Genomic DNA, 15,415 nt, shown 5'->3' with positions numbered 1-15,415 from the left:
TATTAACTAGATATACAGCAAAGCCCGCGATCAGCGCGGGCTTTTTAGCTTCAACAGCTGTTGAGGGGTAGAGGGCATGGTAGTTAGTGCGGGATAGAGATAGACCATACGTATAAAATGAAATATTAGCGGGGTGAAGACATGAATTGCTTTGAAAAAAATATGGTGTCCGTCTGGTACGGTCACTTTGCCTCTGAAGATGAGTTGTTTGAATATGTTGAGATCAAATACCCGGAAGATGAGAATGAGGATGTTTTTAGCGGTTTTTTGAATGATCATGAAATAGATGATTTTGACGAAGATTTTGCTGAAGGAGTCTTTCTGATGGATGGGGCAGATGATGGTATAAAAGATGTTTCCTATGTTGATTCTTTTTTATCTCCACTATTACATGATTTGAGTAAAATAGATGGTAAATATAATTCGTTGTTCTTTATATATGATTGTAATACAAGCGGTTTATCTGAAAAAAATGGCGATAAAATGCGCTTTTTAGCCGCGTATCCTTATGCAAGAGATTAACGTTACACTATTCCACTGTTTTCGTAGTCTCATTTTAAGTAATTATGATAATGAAAATTGAACTTAAAGGACCAATAATTTGATCCGAAAGAATCAGGGAATTAAGGTGAATTTACATCTTAAGTCCCTTTTTTTGTGCAAAAATAGATTTCCAATTTTTTGAACGGCTGATATACTAAGGAGGCAAGTGAGATGAAGATAAACCTACTTTATCGGGATGAAAAAACGATCGGCGTACGGTTGGAGCGATACGGAGTCAAGGAGCGAGAAGGGATTCGATCCATACCGAGCAGGAAATGGGTTCCAGACGAAAAAATATGGACCATTCCTTACAGTATCTCAGCTGTAGAAAGCATGTTGGAAGCGTATCGGAGCTGCAAGTTCGAGTGCGACGAGCGCTTGAATAACGAGCTGCCGTTCATCCGGGAATGGCTGGATCGGCGGGACACGCAGGCTAATGCGGTTCCCTCTTCTTCAGAACGAGGTGAATGGAACCCGGATCAGCGGCAAGAAATGCGCGATGCATTGGTGGCAAGGGGCTACAGCAGCAAGACGATTAAAGCATACATATCGCAAACGGAACGCTTTTTTGCAAGATTGCAAGGGACCGAAGCAAGCATAAATGATGCGACGGTGCAAAAATATGCGTTGGCGCTGCTCGAAAAAGGCCTTTCGCACGCTTATGTTAACCAAGCGATCAGCGCGCTGAAATTTTACTTTCGCCATGTGCTAAAGCAGCCCAAATCCGCCGCCTATGTTCGTCCGAAAAAGGAGAGTAAACTGCCAGATGTGCTGTCCCTGAATGAGGTTATGCGTCTGTTGAAAGCAGTGAAAAATCTAAAGCATAAGGCTATTCTGTACCTGACGTATACATCCGGGCTGCGGGTAAGCGAAGTGGTGAGGTTGCGTCTTGAAGACTGCGACCGTGAACGGAAAGTACTGAAAGTTCGTCAGGGAAAGGGCAGGAAGGATCGGCAAACGCTGCTATCCGAAGCGGCTTTTGCGGTGGTCGAGCAGTATATAGGGGTGGGGCAGCCAGCAGACTGGCTGTTTCCTGGGCAGAGGGAAGGCCGCCACCTGACGGAACGTTCAGCGCAGAAAGTGTTTGAAAAAGCGCTGGCTGAAGCGGGCATTCGCAAACAGGTGAGTATCCATTCGCTAAGGCATTCCTTTGCGACCCACTTGCTGGAGAATGGGATTGATCTTCGCTATATTCAGGAACTGCTAGGGCATCAGAGTGTGCGAACGACGGAGCGGTATACACATGTGAGCAGACGGGACATTGGGCGGATTCAAAGTCCGTTGGATCGGATGAGCGGGCTGGAGGATTGAAACGCAGAAAGTGCCGGAATAAGGAACAAAGTGCAGGATTCACGAAGTTCGTGAATATGACGAAGAGAGCATTCTTTCGGAAGTTCGTAAATAATACGTTATGTGTAATTATTGAAAAGATCATGGAGGGGAAATCTATGAAAAAGAAAGAATATAAAGATAGATTAATTGAATTACTTAATGAAGGAATTGAAGAACTAACAACAGACCAAGTAATCCACAAAACGAAATTACTGATCTTTGAATATGAGAAAAAACAAGCGTATAGTACAGAAAATAAGGGGAGACCTTGGACAGATGAAGAGTTAAGAGTAGTATTATCATTTGCACCAACTAAAGAAAACATACTGAAGTTGGCCAAAGGATTTAAACGTAGCTACGGGAGCATTGAACAAATTTTTAGATGGGCTGTAACCACAGATGAAGAGATTATAAATAAGGGAAGAGAAGATGATAGTTTTATAAAACAGATTAGAAGATTGTATAAAGAGATGGGTTGGAAGGCGTAAATTAGAATGTCAATCAATGGAGTGATAACTACACATAACATAATATTCAAGCTGCGGCTCCGTTGGAGCCTAGGTCTGTGAGAAGGATTTCGGAGAGGCATTTCAGCAGACAACCCCTTTGGGGTTCATGAATACAGGAACGTTATACGAAAGATCATTAGAGTGAAATTTATGATGGAGGTTATTTAAATGAAGATGGTTATAATCTTTGGCCCCCAAGCAGTGGGGAAGATGACAGTAGGGCAATGTTTAGAAGCAACAACAGATTTAAAACTATTTCATAATCACATGTCTATTGATTTTGTGTCTCTATTTTTTGATTACGGCACACCTGCCGGAAAGCGTCTGGTTAGTCTAATCAGGCAAGAGATTTTTGAAGAAGTGTCCAAAAGTGAACTGGAAGGACTCATATTTACGTTTGTATGGGCATTTGATCTTCAAAGTGATTGGAACTACATTGAGCAGGTTTCAAACCTATTTGAATCGAGAGGAGGAACCGTGTACTTGGTTGAACTAGAGGCCGACTTGGAAGAACGAAAAAAACGAAATACGACTGAGAATAGATTGATACATAAACCAACTAAACGAAATGTGGAGTGGTCGGAGGCTGAGTTGATTGAAACTCATGAAAAACATAGGTTGAATTCATTACCCGGAGAGATTACTAAACAAAATTATATAAGGATTAACAACAGTGGGTTGGAAGCAAATCAGGTAGCTGAAATGATAAAAGAAAGATTTAAGTTTTAAGGTAGAGAGTCTATCAAAGAAAAATGATCCTTCGTATAACATAATATTCATGCTACGGCTCCCAAGGGAGCCTTGGTCTGCGGATGGATTTCAGGGAGGAATTCCAGCAGACACACCCAGCATATGCTGGGCGTCACGAATACAGGAACGTTAGTTGAAATTACTGCAAAGAGGAGAAGTCCTATGGAGTCGGAAAATTCATCAAAAAGATTCAAGAAGAAATCAATAAGACAGGATTTCCTCTTGAACTAAGAGTTTCGAAGCTTTTAAAAAATAGAGGGTACTTCGTAAATCATAGTGCCTATTACATTGATGAAGACGAAGGAAAGTCTAGAGAAATTGATATACTTTCGCACTTGAATAGAATCTTTAGGGACAAAAAAACCAATCAAGATATATACGTTAGAAACGTTTTAGTTATTGAGTGCAAGAAAAGCGATAATAAACCTTGGGTATTTTTGGAGTCAGAAGTTGACGAATATGATGATCAGGATTTAGAGGAATTGTTTGTATGGAATTTCGAAAATACCAAGCCTTTTGGATTGATTTCAACAAACTATATTAAAGAAGTACATCCTTTTAAAAGTTATGATTATAGAGCTCGAAGTTTTTTTGAAGCCTTCAAAGGATCAGAGACAGGAGAGACGATATTCAAAGCTCTAACAGCGGCAGTAAAAGCAAGCTTATATTATGGCAAAGATAAAACAAAGGATGACATATGTATTTACTATCCGATGGTCATATTTGATGGACGAATGTTTCAGGCAATATTAGATGATGCAGATAAAATTAACGTAAGTGAAATCAACTCTGTTTTGTTCACTTTTAAATACAAATCTTTGAATTATGAAAGAACCTTTACAATACCGATTTTAAGAGAAAATTATGTTGAAGAGTTCTTAGAGAAGCTAGAACAAAGCTTAGAGGTTGCCACTAAGCAAGCAGAAATGATTAGAAATAGATTTAGTGATTTCGAGTAGAACAGTAACATCAACTAACATAATATTCACGCATTGGACATTCGTCCTCGGTCCAGCATTCGCCGACACCCAGCATACGCTGGGTCGTGAATACAGGAACGTTAGCTGAAATCAACCAACTACAAACATTAAGGAGATTAGGTAATGGAAGATAACAGCTTGGACTGTGGTTTAACAATAAGTAATATGTCTCATGAATTATTCAATGATGCGTTATATTATAAAGAACAATCTGAAAGTTTCACGGATTTCTTTATTCAATGGAGATATAAGAGATCAGCTATTATAAGTTTCTGTGCCTCAGCAGAAGCATGGATGAGTTCTTTAATCAAATGTAATTTAAAGGATAAAAATATAAGTTCAAGAGAGCAAGAAGTATTAGACTTTATTAATGATCATAATGCAATTATGCCTATTAGGTATAACAATGTAAGACGAAAACTTTATAATTTTATTCCAGCAGCAATAACTGGTACTACAATAAATTGGACTACTAACCCTAATGAGATTTTCGAAAGATATATAGATCTGAGTAACATGCGAAATAATATAGTTCACTATGCTACAAGAAATGGCAGTGTAATAAGAAGTAATGAATTTTCAGATTTGCTAGATCAAGCAGCACAGATTATTGAAGATCTCTTTAATGAGTATGATATTTTGGGTAGCAAGGTCCAAACTCCATCTTGGTTCAAAGAACGTAATTCTAAAGAAATTTAAGAACAGGTTGCAATATTTCAAGGAAGGGCTGACATCATCTAACATAATATTCAAGCATCGGCTCCGTTGGAGCCTTGGTCTGCTGGAAGGATTTCAATGAGGCATTTCGGCAGACAACCCCTTTGGGGTTCATGAATACAGGAACGTTATACGAAAGACTCTAAATACAATCATGGAGGTAGCATAATGTCGTTAGATCCGTTAATTCAAATGATTCAATCTGTGACAATTACTATTATTGCTTCATCAGTTCTATTGGTTACGAAACAAATTTATGATAAGACGAGAAGCAAAGAAGAAGAAAAAGAAATACAAAATGAAGTAAACAAAGCAATGGGGACATTTTCAAATGATGATACAGATGATATTTTACGACTGATGAGACGAAATGTAGGAGAGCTAAAGGAATATTACACAATAAACAAACAGCAAGCAAGAAATGCTTTTTCATCAGCATTAATAATTTGTTTCTTAGGATTTATTCTGTTTGCATTGGGTTTTATAAGTGTTTATTTTATAGAAGATAACGGGAATATAGTAATATATACAACAATATCAGGTTCAATTGTTGAAATCATATCTGGATTGTTTTTTTGGCTATATAGTCAATCTTTGAAGCAAATTAATTTATTTCATGAGAGCTTAAGGAATACAGAAAAGTTTCTAACGGCAATTCAATTAGCTGAGAAATTGTCAGTTAAAAACCAAGATTTAATTTATGGATTTATTATTCAAAGTATCTTTAAAAATGACAACCTGAATATTTCAAAGAATGAAAGTGAAACTACAACTTAGAATATTCAATTTAGTAGAGCCTTTCGTATAACATTGTATTCACGCATCGAATTTTGGCGGCTCGTCGGTCCGCGAGAAGCTATTGGCTGGGAAGCAGATTCAGCGGACACATCCGCACCGACTAACCGCATCGCGGTCGGCTGCCAGCAGCCTTAAGTCGGTGGAACGTCGTGAACACAGAAACGTTATACGACAGAATCAAAATGAAAAAGAGCCAGAAGGCTCTCAATCTAAAGATATATGTAATTCGTTATGCAGGTGAAGAGCGTCCTTAAAACCTTGCAAATAAATTTCACGTTCTAAAATAGCTTGAACAGAAAGCTCAGCATCGTCGTAAAGGAATAGGGTCTTCTGTATATTCTCCGGTACTCCTTCATGTAACTGCTTGAAGTAGAGATTCCGTTCGGATGAAAATTGGTTGTAGCTGGAGTTGTTTTTGATAAGCTCGCCATATAAAGATTCAATTCGAGTATAAATCAGTGAATCAAGTAAGGCTTCTAAAGAATTATGCATTTTAAACACCTTCCAATGTATTTGATTTTATGAATAAAAGTTCAACTTGTTAAACATAATTTTATCATATCAAATAATCAAGTCAATACATGTTGAAGATGTTTTTGATAAAGAAAATATACTTTCATATAATTAAAGAAAAATTCACTTGATGTGTGAAAGGAATCTCAGATGATTAGTTATAAACCTTTTCAAAAATTATTGATCGACAGGGAGATTAAGAAGCAAGATTTATTGAAAATGACAGGTATCTCGTCTGCTACAATGGCGAAACTTAATACGAACGAATATGTATCATTAGAAGTGATTGATAAATTATGTGCGGCTTTAGGTTGTCAGCCAGGAGATTTATTGGAACATATAGCAGAACAATGACAGATTAGAATCAAGAATGAATGTTGGTTAATCGAAGAAGTGATTCCATCGTATAACATAATATTCAAGCAGCGGCTCCGTTGGAGCCTTGGTCTGCGAGAAGGATTTCAGGGAAGCATCTCAGCAGACAACCCTTCGGGGTTCATGAATACAGGAACGTTATACGACAGAATCTAAATTGCAGATCTTTGACGCACAAATGGAATCGTGTTTAACAATCCAATAAATATAAATTGTAAGTTGAATACAGGAAATTAAATTAAGCTTACAATGAAGAAAAGTTTATTAAGGAGACCTTATGATTAGATTCGAAGAAATCGGGAATGAAATTATAATTCGATACACACCAAGGGATGGATTATATTGGATAACAAAAAAATTTGATAATAACGAGAAGATAACTATAGGCAGAACCTTTTATTTTGAAAAGGATGATTTATATAAAGAGATCGGTTCAGAAGAATTTACTATAATAGAAGAGGCACAATTTTCTTTTGCAAATTTAGAAGGCGACTATTTTAGAGTCAAGAAAACTGCAATCGGGATAGAGAATGAGTTATTTATCCATAAAAGTATAAAATTCCAACCAAATATATTTAAGACATGGAATAATATATCTATTTTCAGGAAGATTTTTGATGTGATAGAAGGAGATTTGTTTATTGGACCAAAAGAATCGGATTTACATATGGAAGAATTCAATAAGCTATTAAAGGTATTTCCTAACTCTACTGAACTACAGAAATATTCTAATGCAAGGATTAGCTGTATATTAAAAGAATATGTAAATATTAAACAAGATTTTATATCAGAATATAATTCTTACATGTCTAAAAAGTCAGTGGCTAAAAGTACTAAGTCAAGCTTAAGTGCTTCATTTGCTGAGTACGAAACCATTAAGTATCAGATAGTGCTGAATCGCCTTAAAGATATGCTTAAGAATGAAAAAGGCTATTCTGAATCAGACTGGCAAAACGAAATTATTGACGTTTTGATATTGATTTACCCTAAATATATCACAGTATTTAAAGAAGTAAGCGTCTACGACGATTACGATTTGAAAGAAAGAAGATTAGATTATATGCTAGTTGACTCAAATGGAAATGTTGATGTTGTTGAAATAAAAAAACCTAATTCTAATGCCTTGATTTCGACAAGAACATATAGAGATAATTATGTCCCCGTTAGAGAACTCTCAGGTACTATCATGCAAGTAGAAAAGTATCTGTTTCATTTAAACAAGTCGGGTAGACAAGGTGAAATAAAACTAACAAATAAATATAAGGATTTGCTTCCGGATGGTTTCAAGATTAACATAACAAATCCTAATGCTATCTTAATTCTTGGAAGAGAAGAAGAGCTTGGTATTGAACAACTTCGAGATTTAGAAGTTATTAAAAGAAAGTATAAAAATGTGATGGATATTGTTACATATGATGATCTTATTAGAAGGTTAGAAAGAATTATCGAAAAATTTCAAAGCCAATTGCCGAAAGCAGATTCAAGAAGTGACTCCGTCGTATAACATAATATTCAAGCAGCGGCTCCTTATGGAGCCTTGGTCTGCTGGATGGATTTCGAGGAAGCATTTCAGCAGATACATCCGACTACGTCGGACGTCATGAATACAGGAACGTTAGGTGAAATTAATTACTTAATTTTATTTCTAATCAAAGGAGTATGATTAGACAATGAGTTTTACTTCAACAAGTATCCTTCCAGATGATGCATCCTATAATAAATTAATAAATTTAATAGACTTGTTAGGTTACACAAAGCAGAGAAACGAATTTAAAACTGAAGGTCTACTAGCAAGTTATTTTTGGTATCAACATAAAAACTATAGATCGTATGTTGGAGTCGAACTTTATATTTATAGAGAAAACGGCGTAATTTCAGTTGACACAAGAACTAGAGCGGGGAGAAGTTATTGGGATCTTGAACATCAAAATAAAACTATTAAATATATAAAAAATTATTTTAAAGGAAGCTTTTCGACGGATGAAGGGAAAAATCGTTATTTTATAATGGATGAGGAAGTTCCTACTGAGTTAGAAGCAGGACTATTTATTGCTAGATGGACTTATAATAATGCACTTATTAAACCTAAGATATATTTGGATTCAAGAAATTTACAAGGTCAAATTGCAAGGCCAGATTCTACAGGTATTGTGTATATGGATGAATTGAATCCAAGGTTCTTCTCGAATAACTTATTAATACCTTACTTAGTAGCGATTTGGGAAGAATATTTAAAGACATCATTTATTGTGCTGTTGAAATATACAGATAATAGAGACAAGATTTTTAAAGAAGCACGATTTTCGGTAAATAATCTGAAAGATATCTCTGCTGGAAAAACGTCAATTGAAGAAGCTTTAGTTGAAAAGTTTTCATTTCAGAGGCCGAGGATAATCGCTGAAAATTATAAGAAGCTTGATGAGAAACTAGATATATTTACTGTGTTAAACAAACCGATATCAAAGAGAAAAATATCTCTTTTCGATTCTATTGAAGAAATTATTGAATTAAGGAACGCTTTTGTTCACGAAGGTGGAATGGATTTAAGTATTACTGACAAAAAACTTAAAGTCATCATTAAAGATTTTGAAGTTGCGGTAGATAGAATTTACGATAGATTTGGAGCTTATTATAATTTTGAACCTAGTAGAGATTTTTAATGCGAAGGACGTAATTAGCTCCACCTAACATAATATTCACACTGCGGACATTCGTCCTTGGTCCGGCGATAGCCGTACACATCCGACTGCGTCGGACGTCGTGAATACAGGAACGTTAGCTGAAATTGCTGAAATCAAAAAAGGTTCTTGAGGTGAACATTGGGAGTAAGAAAAAAATACAAACGAAAGATCATACGTGCAAATCGATTATTCTATTGGTATGTTGAACCGGATATTGATGACGAAGGAATAATTAAATTACACATTTTAGCTGAGAATAAGAAGTTTTTAGTTACTTATGAAGTGGGACAGCATAGCATTAAAAATAAACCCCCTATAATTGTAATCATTGGAAAAGAATTCGAAGGATGGACTAAAGAATATATAGGATACAGAAGAGTGATAACACCAAATTGGAATGATGAAATAATCACTCCAAACTTGATAGGTGAAATAATTGATTGGTGCCTTTTAAGGGATAAAGAAATAAAAGTCGTTAATTGGAAAGGAGAGTTAATAGAATAAGAGATAATTATAAGTAATATCGAGGACCAGCAATATCAGCTAACATTATATTCACGCATCGGGCATACGCCCTCGGTCCGGCAGAATGGATTTCGGGGAAGCAGAAGCAGCTGGACACCCAGCATTCGCTGGGTCGTGAATACAGAAACGTTACGCGTAATTACTGCAATTCTAAAGAAGAGAGGAGAAATACAATGGATCAAATCAAATATCCGATTGGTCAATTTCAACCCAAAAACAATCTTTCAAATGATGAAATAATAAATCTTATTAAACAAATTCCTGAACTAATTAAGCGATTAAATACATTGCTGATTGGTCTCGAACAATACCAATTGGAGACTCCGTATCGGCCGAACGGTTGGACAGTAAGGCAGGTCATACATCACTTAGCTGATAATGATATGAATGCGTACCTGAGATTTAAAAGAGGATTAACTGAAAATAATCCATTAGCAAATACATATAGAGAAGATCTGTGGGGAGAATTAATTGATTACAAGAAGCTGCCCGTAGAGAATTCGCTATCACTTATTGAAGTATTGCATCATCGCTTTTTGGTGTTGCTGAATGAACTTAGTATAGAAGACTATAAACGGACTATACAAACCGAAGTATTAGGAATAATTACATTAGAGACAGCTATACAAAGGTTTATTTGGCACAACAAACACCATGCATCCCAAATCGAAAACCTAATATGAAGAGAGAAATGGAAAGACATATAAGAAAGAGGGTAATTGTAAGGAGTTCAAAGATAGCAGTAACAACGCATAACATAATATTCAAGCTGCGGCTCCTTTGGAGCCTGGGTCTGTGAGAAGGGTGTCGGAGAGGAATTTCAGCAGACACCCCCTTCGGGGTTCATGAATACAGGAACGTTAGTTGAAATTATTGTGATAAATTAATTAATACTGGGAGGATAATATGGATTGTATTATTCCTTATACACATAAAAGACTACTTGAAGCACATCGCTTATGGCACCAAGCATATGATAACTATTTTGATCCGGAAGGATTTAGAGTGAATATCAATGCGACCATACAGGCTTTAAGAAATTTGACTTTTGCTCTTCAAAATGAAAAAGAAAAATTATAGACTTTGATTCTTGGTATCCAAATTGGCAATCAAAAATGAAAACTGATCCAATTATGAAGTGGCTTAATGAAGCTAGAGTCAAAATCGTTCATCAGAAGGACCTTGAAACAAAAAGCCAGGCAAACGTTCTAATTCATAGTTATTTTAACCTCGTGGAGTATAAGTTTGATGTACCAGCGCTTTTGCCCTCTGAGGTAATTGCTCACAAGGCAAAAAGTATTATCAAAGAAAAATTGAAATTCCTGAACATCAATTAAAGGAGTGTATAGCAGTTGTAGAACGAAGATGGGTAGCCGAAGACCTACCTGATTGGGAGATCCTCGATGCTCTTGCATACGGGTTTAATTTTGCTAAAGATATCGTTCTTGATGCACATAAACAAGCAGGATCTAATTATATTGAGTGCTCACTTCATGATTATTTACACCCGTTATCCTATGACGATCTGACAGGACAATATAGCTGTATGAATATGAATACAACGTTCAGAACACAAAATATAGTATTAAGTGACTTTCAAACAAGAGCATTTGAAACGAATACGGTGAAAATGAATGAACAAATAATATCAGCAGCTAAGAAAAGATATTCATCCAAGATATTTAGTCAACTTTCTGGAATTTCAAAACATGATCCATTTAAATTCGCTGATACTTTGAATAAAGTGGCTTTGCAAGTGCTTAAAAAAGATAAGTATCACGAATGGATACAGTTTATTAAAGTGCCATACAAAGGGTGGGAGTTACGCACTGTTAATCCAGAAGATAAATCAGATAAGTTTTTAATTATGAAAGAGCTTGCTCAATATGTTAAAGAAACAAAGGCCACTTGTGTAATTAATATCAATGAGGCTTGGATCTCTAGAGATGTAGATGCAATAATGGACGGTACTCCTGTTAGTGAGACACGAGATAAAGCGGAAGCACTTTGTATTTCTGTAATAACCTCTGATGGGAAATCCAGAAGTTATATGACTGAATTCCAAAGAAGATATTTTGGGAATATTAAATTTTTAGAGACGAAAGTTTCTGAAGAAAATCCAGGATATTTTTTAAAACCCGTCTTAGATGTATGGGAAAGTGGAAGTGAAGAAGTATCTAAATAATTTAGCGTCTCTAAGAAGACAGTAACTTCAACTAACATAATATTCACACTGCGGGCATACGCTCTGGGTCCGGCAGAGGGATTTCGAAGAAGTGGGAGCTGCCGGACACCCAGCATTCGCTGGGTCGTGAATACAGGAACGTTATGGTAAATTAGCTTAAAACTAACAAATGTAAAATATGGGCGGTGATCAATTTGAAATTCTTAGAATTAAGCAAAAATAATAATCTAAAACTGTGCAAGGGTGTATACAACGGAATTGAAGGAAGGGCAGTATTTAATAAAAACAAAAGTGCTCGAAAACGTTATTTCTTGGAGAAACGCTGGCGCAAAGGCAAGAATGTGTTGACTGCAATAATGATGAACCCTAGTAACGCAACACATAATAATTCTGACGATACGGTCGATCAATTAATCGAAGTAGCTCAGAACTATGATTATGATGCTCTTTATGTTGTTAACGTATCAAGCTTTATAGGAGGAAGTAGCAACAAGTTAAACAGTGATAAATTCGTCTTTGATAAAATCAATTGGAAATTCATAGAACAAGCTATGAAAGAATCAAAAATGATATTTATTGGTTGGGGCATGAAAGGACAAAAAGCGATATTTCAACAACAAAGAGTTAATATTACTATTCTACATACTTTTATTAAAACGAAAGAATCTATATATACTTATGAGTTTATACAGTCTAAAAATAAAAATTATTTAAAAAAGCCATTTTATTATGTACCACATCCTCGACCAATAAGAAATAAAGAGAAGTATAGAAAACGAAAGTTGTATAAGTTAACGAATGTTCAACTAAACCAATTGTTAATTAGATGATATTAAAGACGAGTTAAATAAATGTAGATAAAAATTCGGATTAATCAAAGGGGGCGCTAACATCCCATAACATAATATTCACGCTGCGGACATTCGTCCTTGGCCCGGCATTCGCCGGACACCCAGCATACGCTAGGTCGTGAATACAGGAACGTTATGTGAAATACCTGCAAACAATGGAGGAATAGAGATGACCGTTATTTTTGATACAATAACTTCTAAAATACTTCCAGGAATATTAATAGCTATTGTAACTTCATTTATTACTGTTAGATTATCAATGAAGCAGTTTTATACTCAAAAATGGTGGGAAAGAAAGGCAGATACTTACTCAAAAATTATTGAGGAACTATCCTATTTACAATATTACTTTGGCGAGTTATTTGATGAGGGTATACAAATTAAGAAAATCAATAGTGATGTCCATAATGAACTATGGAAGGATTTTAATAATTCAAAACAACAAATATTCAAAACTTATGCTTCAGGTGCATTTATAATTTCTGATAGATCGACGAAAGCATTGGAGGATCTTGTAAAAAAAATCGAACAAGAGAGCAGTAATGGTGATTATGTTGGAGACTTTGATAGATGGTATGGTGCAGTCAAGAAATGTATTCAAATTATTAGAGATGAGGCTAAGAAAGACCTGAAAACGAAATGAATATTTTCTGATTTATCAGGAAGTCAGGTACTTCACATAACAAAATATTCATGCTGCGAACCTTCGGCTCTTGGTCTGCCCGAGTGATTTCAAAGAGGAATTACAGCAGACAACCCCTTTGGAGTTCATGAATACAGGACCGTTAAGCGAAAGTATGAGGAGGAATTCAACTGTTTCCAATTCAGATAAATGGACGATACAAATATCTAGTGAAAGTCATTAATAGAACAGTGGCCTTAATCTCTATAATTGTAAGTTTCTTCACTTTAACTCAGTACTTAAATATAGCTGTTGCTATTATGATCGTTTTTATAGGTTACTTAATAGAAAAAGTGATTTTTGTTTACAATATTGTACACATAAATCCGTTCCCTCAAAGGCTAAGAGAGAACCAAGCAGTTTCAATAGGATATGGTTATCTTGATGAAGAGATGAAAAAGCCATTTATTTACCTAGTATATAAAACCAAGACTGAAGCAATCGAACATTTTAAATATTTTGAGTCAATTGTTTTAGGAAAACTAAATGATGAAGATAACAACTTAGTATTAAGTATTGTTTTTGAAGATAAATCTCGGTATGGAATATATTTTTACCCAAGCCCTTATAGACTTTCAGCGTTAGAAACTAAAAGGAAATTCGAAAATTCTTTAGGGAAAAATGAAAAAGCCAATTTGAAAGTTATGTCGTATATCGATTTCTTACCAGCAATTTATACTGGCGATGGGGAACTGATGGAAATATTCAAAAAGTTTACGGAACAAACACCCATCGAACTTAATACTTGTTACTTTGCTAATGGAGAGATCATTATTGTAAGAAAAAAAGCTATTAAAAAATATCATATGAGAATAATGAATAGAAATGATTTGAATTTTTATACTGATGTTGAATCGAGAATTGATTGGTTTGATCCTCTTGAAGATAGGGATAAAATTATTAGTAATTAGTTGATATACCCAAAGTACCTTCGCTTAACATTATATTCCCGCATCGGGCATACGCCCTCGGTCCGACAGAGGTATTTCAGGGAAGTAGAAGCAGCCGGACACATCCGACTACGTCGGACGTCGTGAATACGGAAACGTTATACGACAGAATTAAAATGAAAAAGAGCCAGAAGGCTCTCAATCTAAAGATATATGTAATTCGTTATGCAGGTGAAGAGCGTCCTTAAAACCTTGCAAATAAATTTCACGTTCTAAAATAGCTTGAACAGAAAGCTCAGCATCATCGTAAAGGAATAGGGTCTTCTGTATATTCTCCGGTACTTCTTCATGTAACTGCTTGAAATAGAGATTCCGTTCAGATGAGAACTGGTTGTAGCTGGAGTTGTGTTTCATAAGTTTTCCATATAAATATTCAATTCGAGAATGAATCAGTGAATCAAGTAAGACCTCTAAAGAATTATGCATTTTGGACACCATCCAATGTATTTGATTTTATGAATAAAAGTTCAACTTATTAAATATAATTTTATCATATCAAACAATTAAGTCAATACATGTTGAAGATGTTTTTGATAAAGAAAATATAGTTTCATATAATTAAAGAAAAATTCACTTGATGTGTGAAAGGAATATCAGATGATTAGTTATAAACCTTTTCAAAAATTATTGATCGACAGAGAGATTAAGAAGCAGAATTTATTGAAAATAACGGGTATTTCGTCTGCTACAATGGCGAAACTCAATACGAACGAATATGTGTCATTAGAAGTGATTGATAAATTATGTGCGGCTTTAGGTTGTCAGCCAGGAGATTTATTGGAACATATAGCAGAACAATGACAGATTAGAATCAAGAATGAATGTTGGTTAATCGTAGAAGTTATTCCATCGCATAACATAATATTCAAGCTACGGCTCTCTTGGAGCCTGGGTCTGCGGATGGATTTCAGGGAGGAATTTCAGCAGACAACCCCTTCGCGGTTCATGAATACAGGAACGTTATGTGAAATCATCGCAAAGAATAAGAAACTTACTTCACAAATCTTCTATATTGAAATTTATC

Annotated in this window: 20 protein-coding genes; 18 read left to right on the top strand and 2 right to left on the bottom strand. The window is 35.4% G+C overall.

Translation table 11 applies throughout. The annotated features are described in order from the left end of the window. Positions 1-141: 141 nt before the first annotated feature. The 7 genes from ACM1ND_RS18845 to ACM1ND_RS18815 all read left to right on the top strand — a co-directional run bounded on the left by ACM1ND_RS18845 (position 142) and on the right by ACM1ND_RS18815 (position 5,608). Positions 142-522 carry an immunity 22 family protein gene (locus tag ACM1ND_RS18845; protein ID WP_418026475.1) on the top strand — a complete coding sequence of 127 codons (381 nt, stop codon included), beginning with the start codon at positions 142-144 and terminating at the stop codon, positions 520-522. A gap of 192 nt (positions 523-714) precedes the next feature. Further along, a complete protein-coding gene (gene xerA / locus ACM1ND_RS18840) occupies positions 715-1,854 on the top strand; it encodes a site-specific tyrosine recombinase/integron integrase (protein ID WP_418026474.1) in 1,140 nt (379 codons plus the stop codon). Between the two features lie 137 nt (positions 1,855-1,991). Then, a complete protein-coding gene (locus tag ACM1ND_RS18835) occupies positions 1,992-2,363 on the top strand; it encodes a hypothetical protein (RefSeq protein WP_023989607.1) in 372 nt (123 codons plus the stop codon). A gap of 189 nt (positions 2,364-2,552) precedes the next feature. Next, positions 2,553-3,113, top strand: coding sequence for an AAA family ATPase (locus ACM1ND_RS18830; RefSeq protein WP_220025694.1), 561 nt, complete (start codon positions 2,553-2,555; stop codon positions 3,111-3,113). 356 nt (positions 3,114-3,469) lie between these two features. Continuing rightward, on the top strand, positions 3,470-4,093 hold the full coding sequence (locus ACM1ND_RS18825) for a hypothetical protein (protein ID WP_418026473.1): 624 nt from the start codon (positions 3,470-3,472) through the stop codon (positions 4,091-4,093). Positions 4,094-4,237: 144 nt separating this feature from the next. Beyond that, positions 4,238-4,813 carry a hypothetical protein gene (locus ACM1ND_RS18820; RefSeq protein ID WP_418026472.1) on the top strand — a complete coding sequence of 192 codons (576 nt, stop codon included), beginning with the start codon at positions 4,238-4,240 and terminating at the stop codon, positions 4,811-4,813. A 186-nt stretch (positions 4,814-4,999) separates the two neighbouring features. After that, positions 5,000-5,608: a TRADD-N-associated membrane domain-containing protein gene (locus tag ACM1ND_RS18815; RefSeq protein ID WP_418026471.1), complete on the top strand. Its 609-nt coding sequence runs from the start codon at positions 5,000-5,002 to the stop codon at positions 5,606-5,608. Positions 5,609-5,833: 225 nt separating this feature from the next. On the opposite strand, the gene ACM1ND_RS18810 is transcribed toward ACM1ND_RS18815, so the two are convergent. Further along, positions 5,834-6,121: a hypothetical protein gene (locus tag ACM1ND_RS18810; protein ID WP_418026470.1), complete on the bottom strand. Its 288-nt coding sequence runs from the start codon at positions 6,119-6,121 to the stop codon at positions 5,834-5,836. Positions 6,122-6,292: 171 nt separating this feature from the next. Between ACM1ND_RS18810 and ACM1ND_RS18805 the strand changes: the two genes are divergently transcribed. From ACM1ND_RS18805 to ACM1ND_RS18760, 10 genes are all read left to right on the top strand, one after another. Then, positions 6,293-6,496 (top strand): helix-turn-helix domain-containing protein, encoded by a 204-nt coding sequence (locus ACM1ND_RS18805; RefSeq protein ID WP_010345194.1) that lies wholly within the window; start codon positions 6,293-6,295, stop codon positions 6,494-6,496. Positions 6,497-6,794: 298 nt separating this feature from the next. Continuing rightward, positions 6,795-8,021, top strand: a complete 1,227-nt coding sequence (locus ACM1ND_RS18800) for a Shedu immune nuclease family protein (RefSeq protein WP_418026469.1) — start codon at positions 6,795-6,797, stop codon at positions 8,019-8,021. Between the two features lie 166 nt (positions 8,022-8,187). Next, positions 8,188-9,177: a HEPN domain-containing protein gene (locus ACM1ND_RS18795; RefSeq protein ID WP_418026468.1), complete on the top strand. Its 990-nt coding sequence runs from the start codon at positions 8,188-8,190 to the stop codon at positions 9,175-9,177. Between the two features lie 159 nt (positions 9,178-9,336). After that, a complete protein-coding gene (locus tag ACM1ND_RS18790; protein ID WP_418026467.1) occupies positions 9,337-9,702 on the top strand; it encodes a hypothetical protein in 366 nt (121 codons plus the stop codon). A 194-nt stretch (positions 9,703-9,896) separates the two neighbouring features. Then, positions 9,897-10,406: a YfiT family bacillithiol transferase gene (locus ACM1ND_RS18785; protein ID WP_418026466.1), complete on the top strand. Its 510-nt coding sequence runs from the start codon at positions 9,897-9,899 to the stop codon at positions 10,404-10,406. A gap of 223 nt (positions 10,407-10,629) precedes the next feature. Further along, positions 10,630-10,803, top strand: coding sequence for a hypothetical protein (locus ACM1ND_RS18780; RefSeq protein ID WP_418026465.1), 174 nt, complete (start codon positions 10,630-10,632; stop codon positions 10,801-10,803). Positions 10,804-11,269: 466 nt separating this feature from the next. Beyond that, the gene (locus ACM1ND_RS18775; RefSeq protein WP_418026464.1) at positions 11,270-11,908 is read left to right on the top strand and encodes a hypothetical protein; all 639 of its coding nucleotides are present in this window, start codon (positions 11,270-11,272) and stop codon (positions 11,906-11,908) included. A gap of 194 nt (positions 11,909-12,102) precedes the next feature. Further along, positions 12,103-12,738 (top strand): DUF1643 domain-containing protein, encoded by a 636-nt coding sequence (locus ACM1ND_RS18770; protein WP_418026463.1) that lies wholly within the window; start codon positions 12,103-12,105, stop codon positions 12,736-12,738. A gap of 139 nt (positions 12,739-12,877) precedes the next feature. Continuing rightward, the gene (locus tag ACM1ND_RS18765) at positions 12,878-13,402 is read left to right on the top strand and encodes a hypothetical protein (protein ID WP_418026462.1); all 525 of its coding nucleotides are present in this window, start codon (positions 12,878-12,880) and stop codon (positions 13,400-13,402) included. A gap of 299 nt (positions 13,403-13,701) precedes the next feature. Then, positions 13,702-14,352, top strand: a complete 651-nt coding sequence (locus ACM1ND_RS18760; RefSeq protein ID WP_418026461.1) for a hypothetical protein — start codon at positions 13,702-13,704, stop codon at positions 14,350-14,352. Between the two features lie 177 nt (positions 14,353-14,529). Here ACM1ND_RS18760 and ACM1ND_RS18755 read toward each other — a convergent pair whose 3' ends face one another. Then, positions 14,530-14,817 (bottom strand): hypothetical protein, encoded by a 288-nt coding sequence (locus ACM1ND_RS18755; protein WP_418026460.1) that lies wholly within the window; start codon positions 14,815-14,817, stop codon positions 14,530-14,532. A 171-nt stretch (positions 14,818-14,988) separates the two neighbouring features. Between ACM1ND_RS18755 and ACM1ND_RS18750 the strand changes: the two genes are divergently transcribed. After that, positions 14,989-15,192, top strand: coding sequence for a helix-turn-helix domain-containing protein (locus tag ACM1ND_RS18750; protein ID WP_418026459.1), 204 nt, complete (start codon positions 14,989-14,991; stop codon positions 15,190-15,192). Positions 15,193-15,415: the final 223 nt, after the last annotated feature.

Origin of the sequence: Paenibacillus sp. JJ1722 (genome assembly GCF_048282685.1) — a bacterium.
GTDB classification, from domain to species: Bacteria; Bacillota; Bacilli; order Paenibacillales; family Paenibacillaceae; genus Paenibacillus; species Paenibacillus polymyxa_B.
This window is presented reverse-complemented; position numbering and strand designations above follow the sequence as displayed.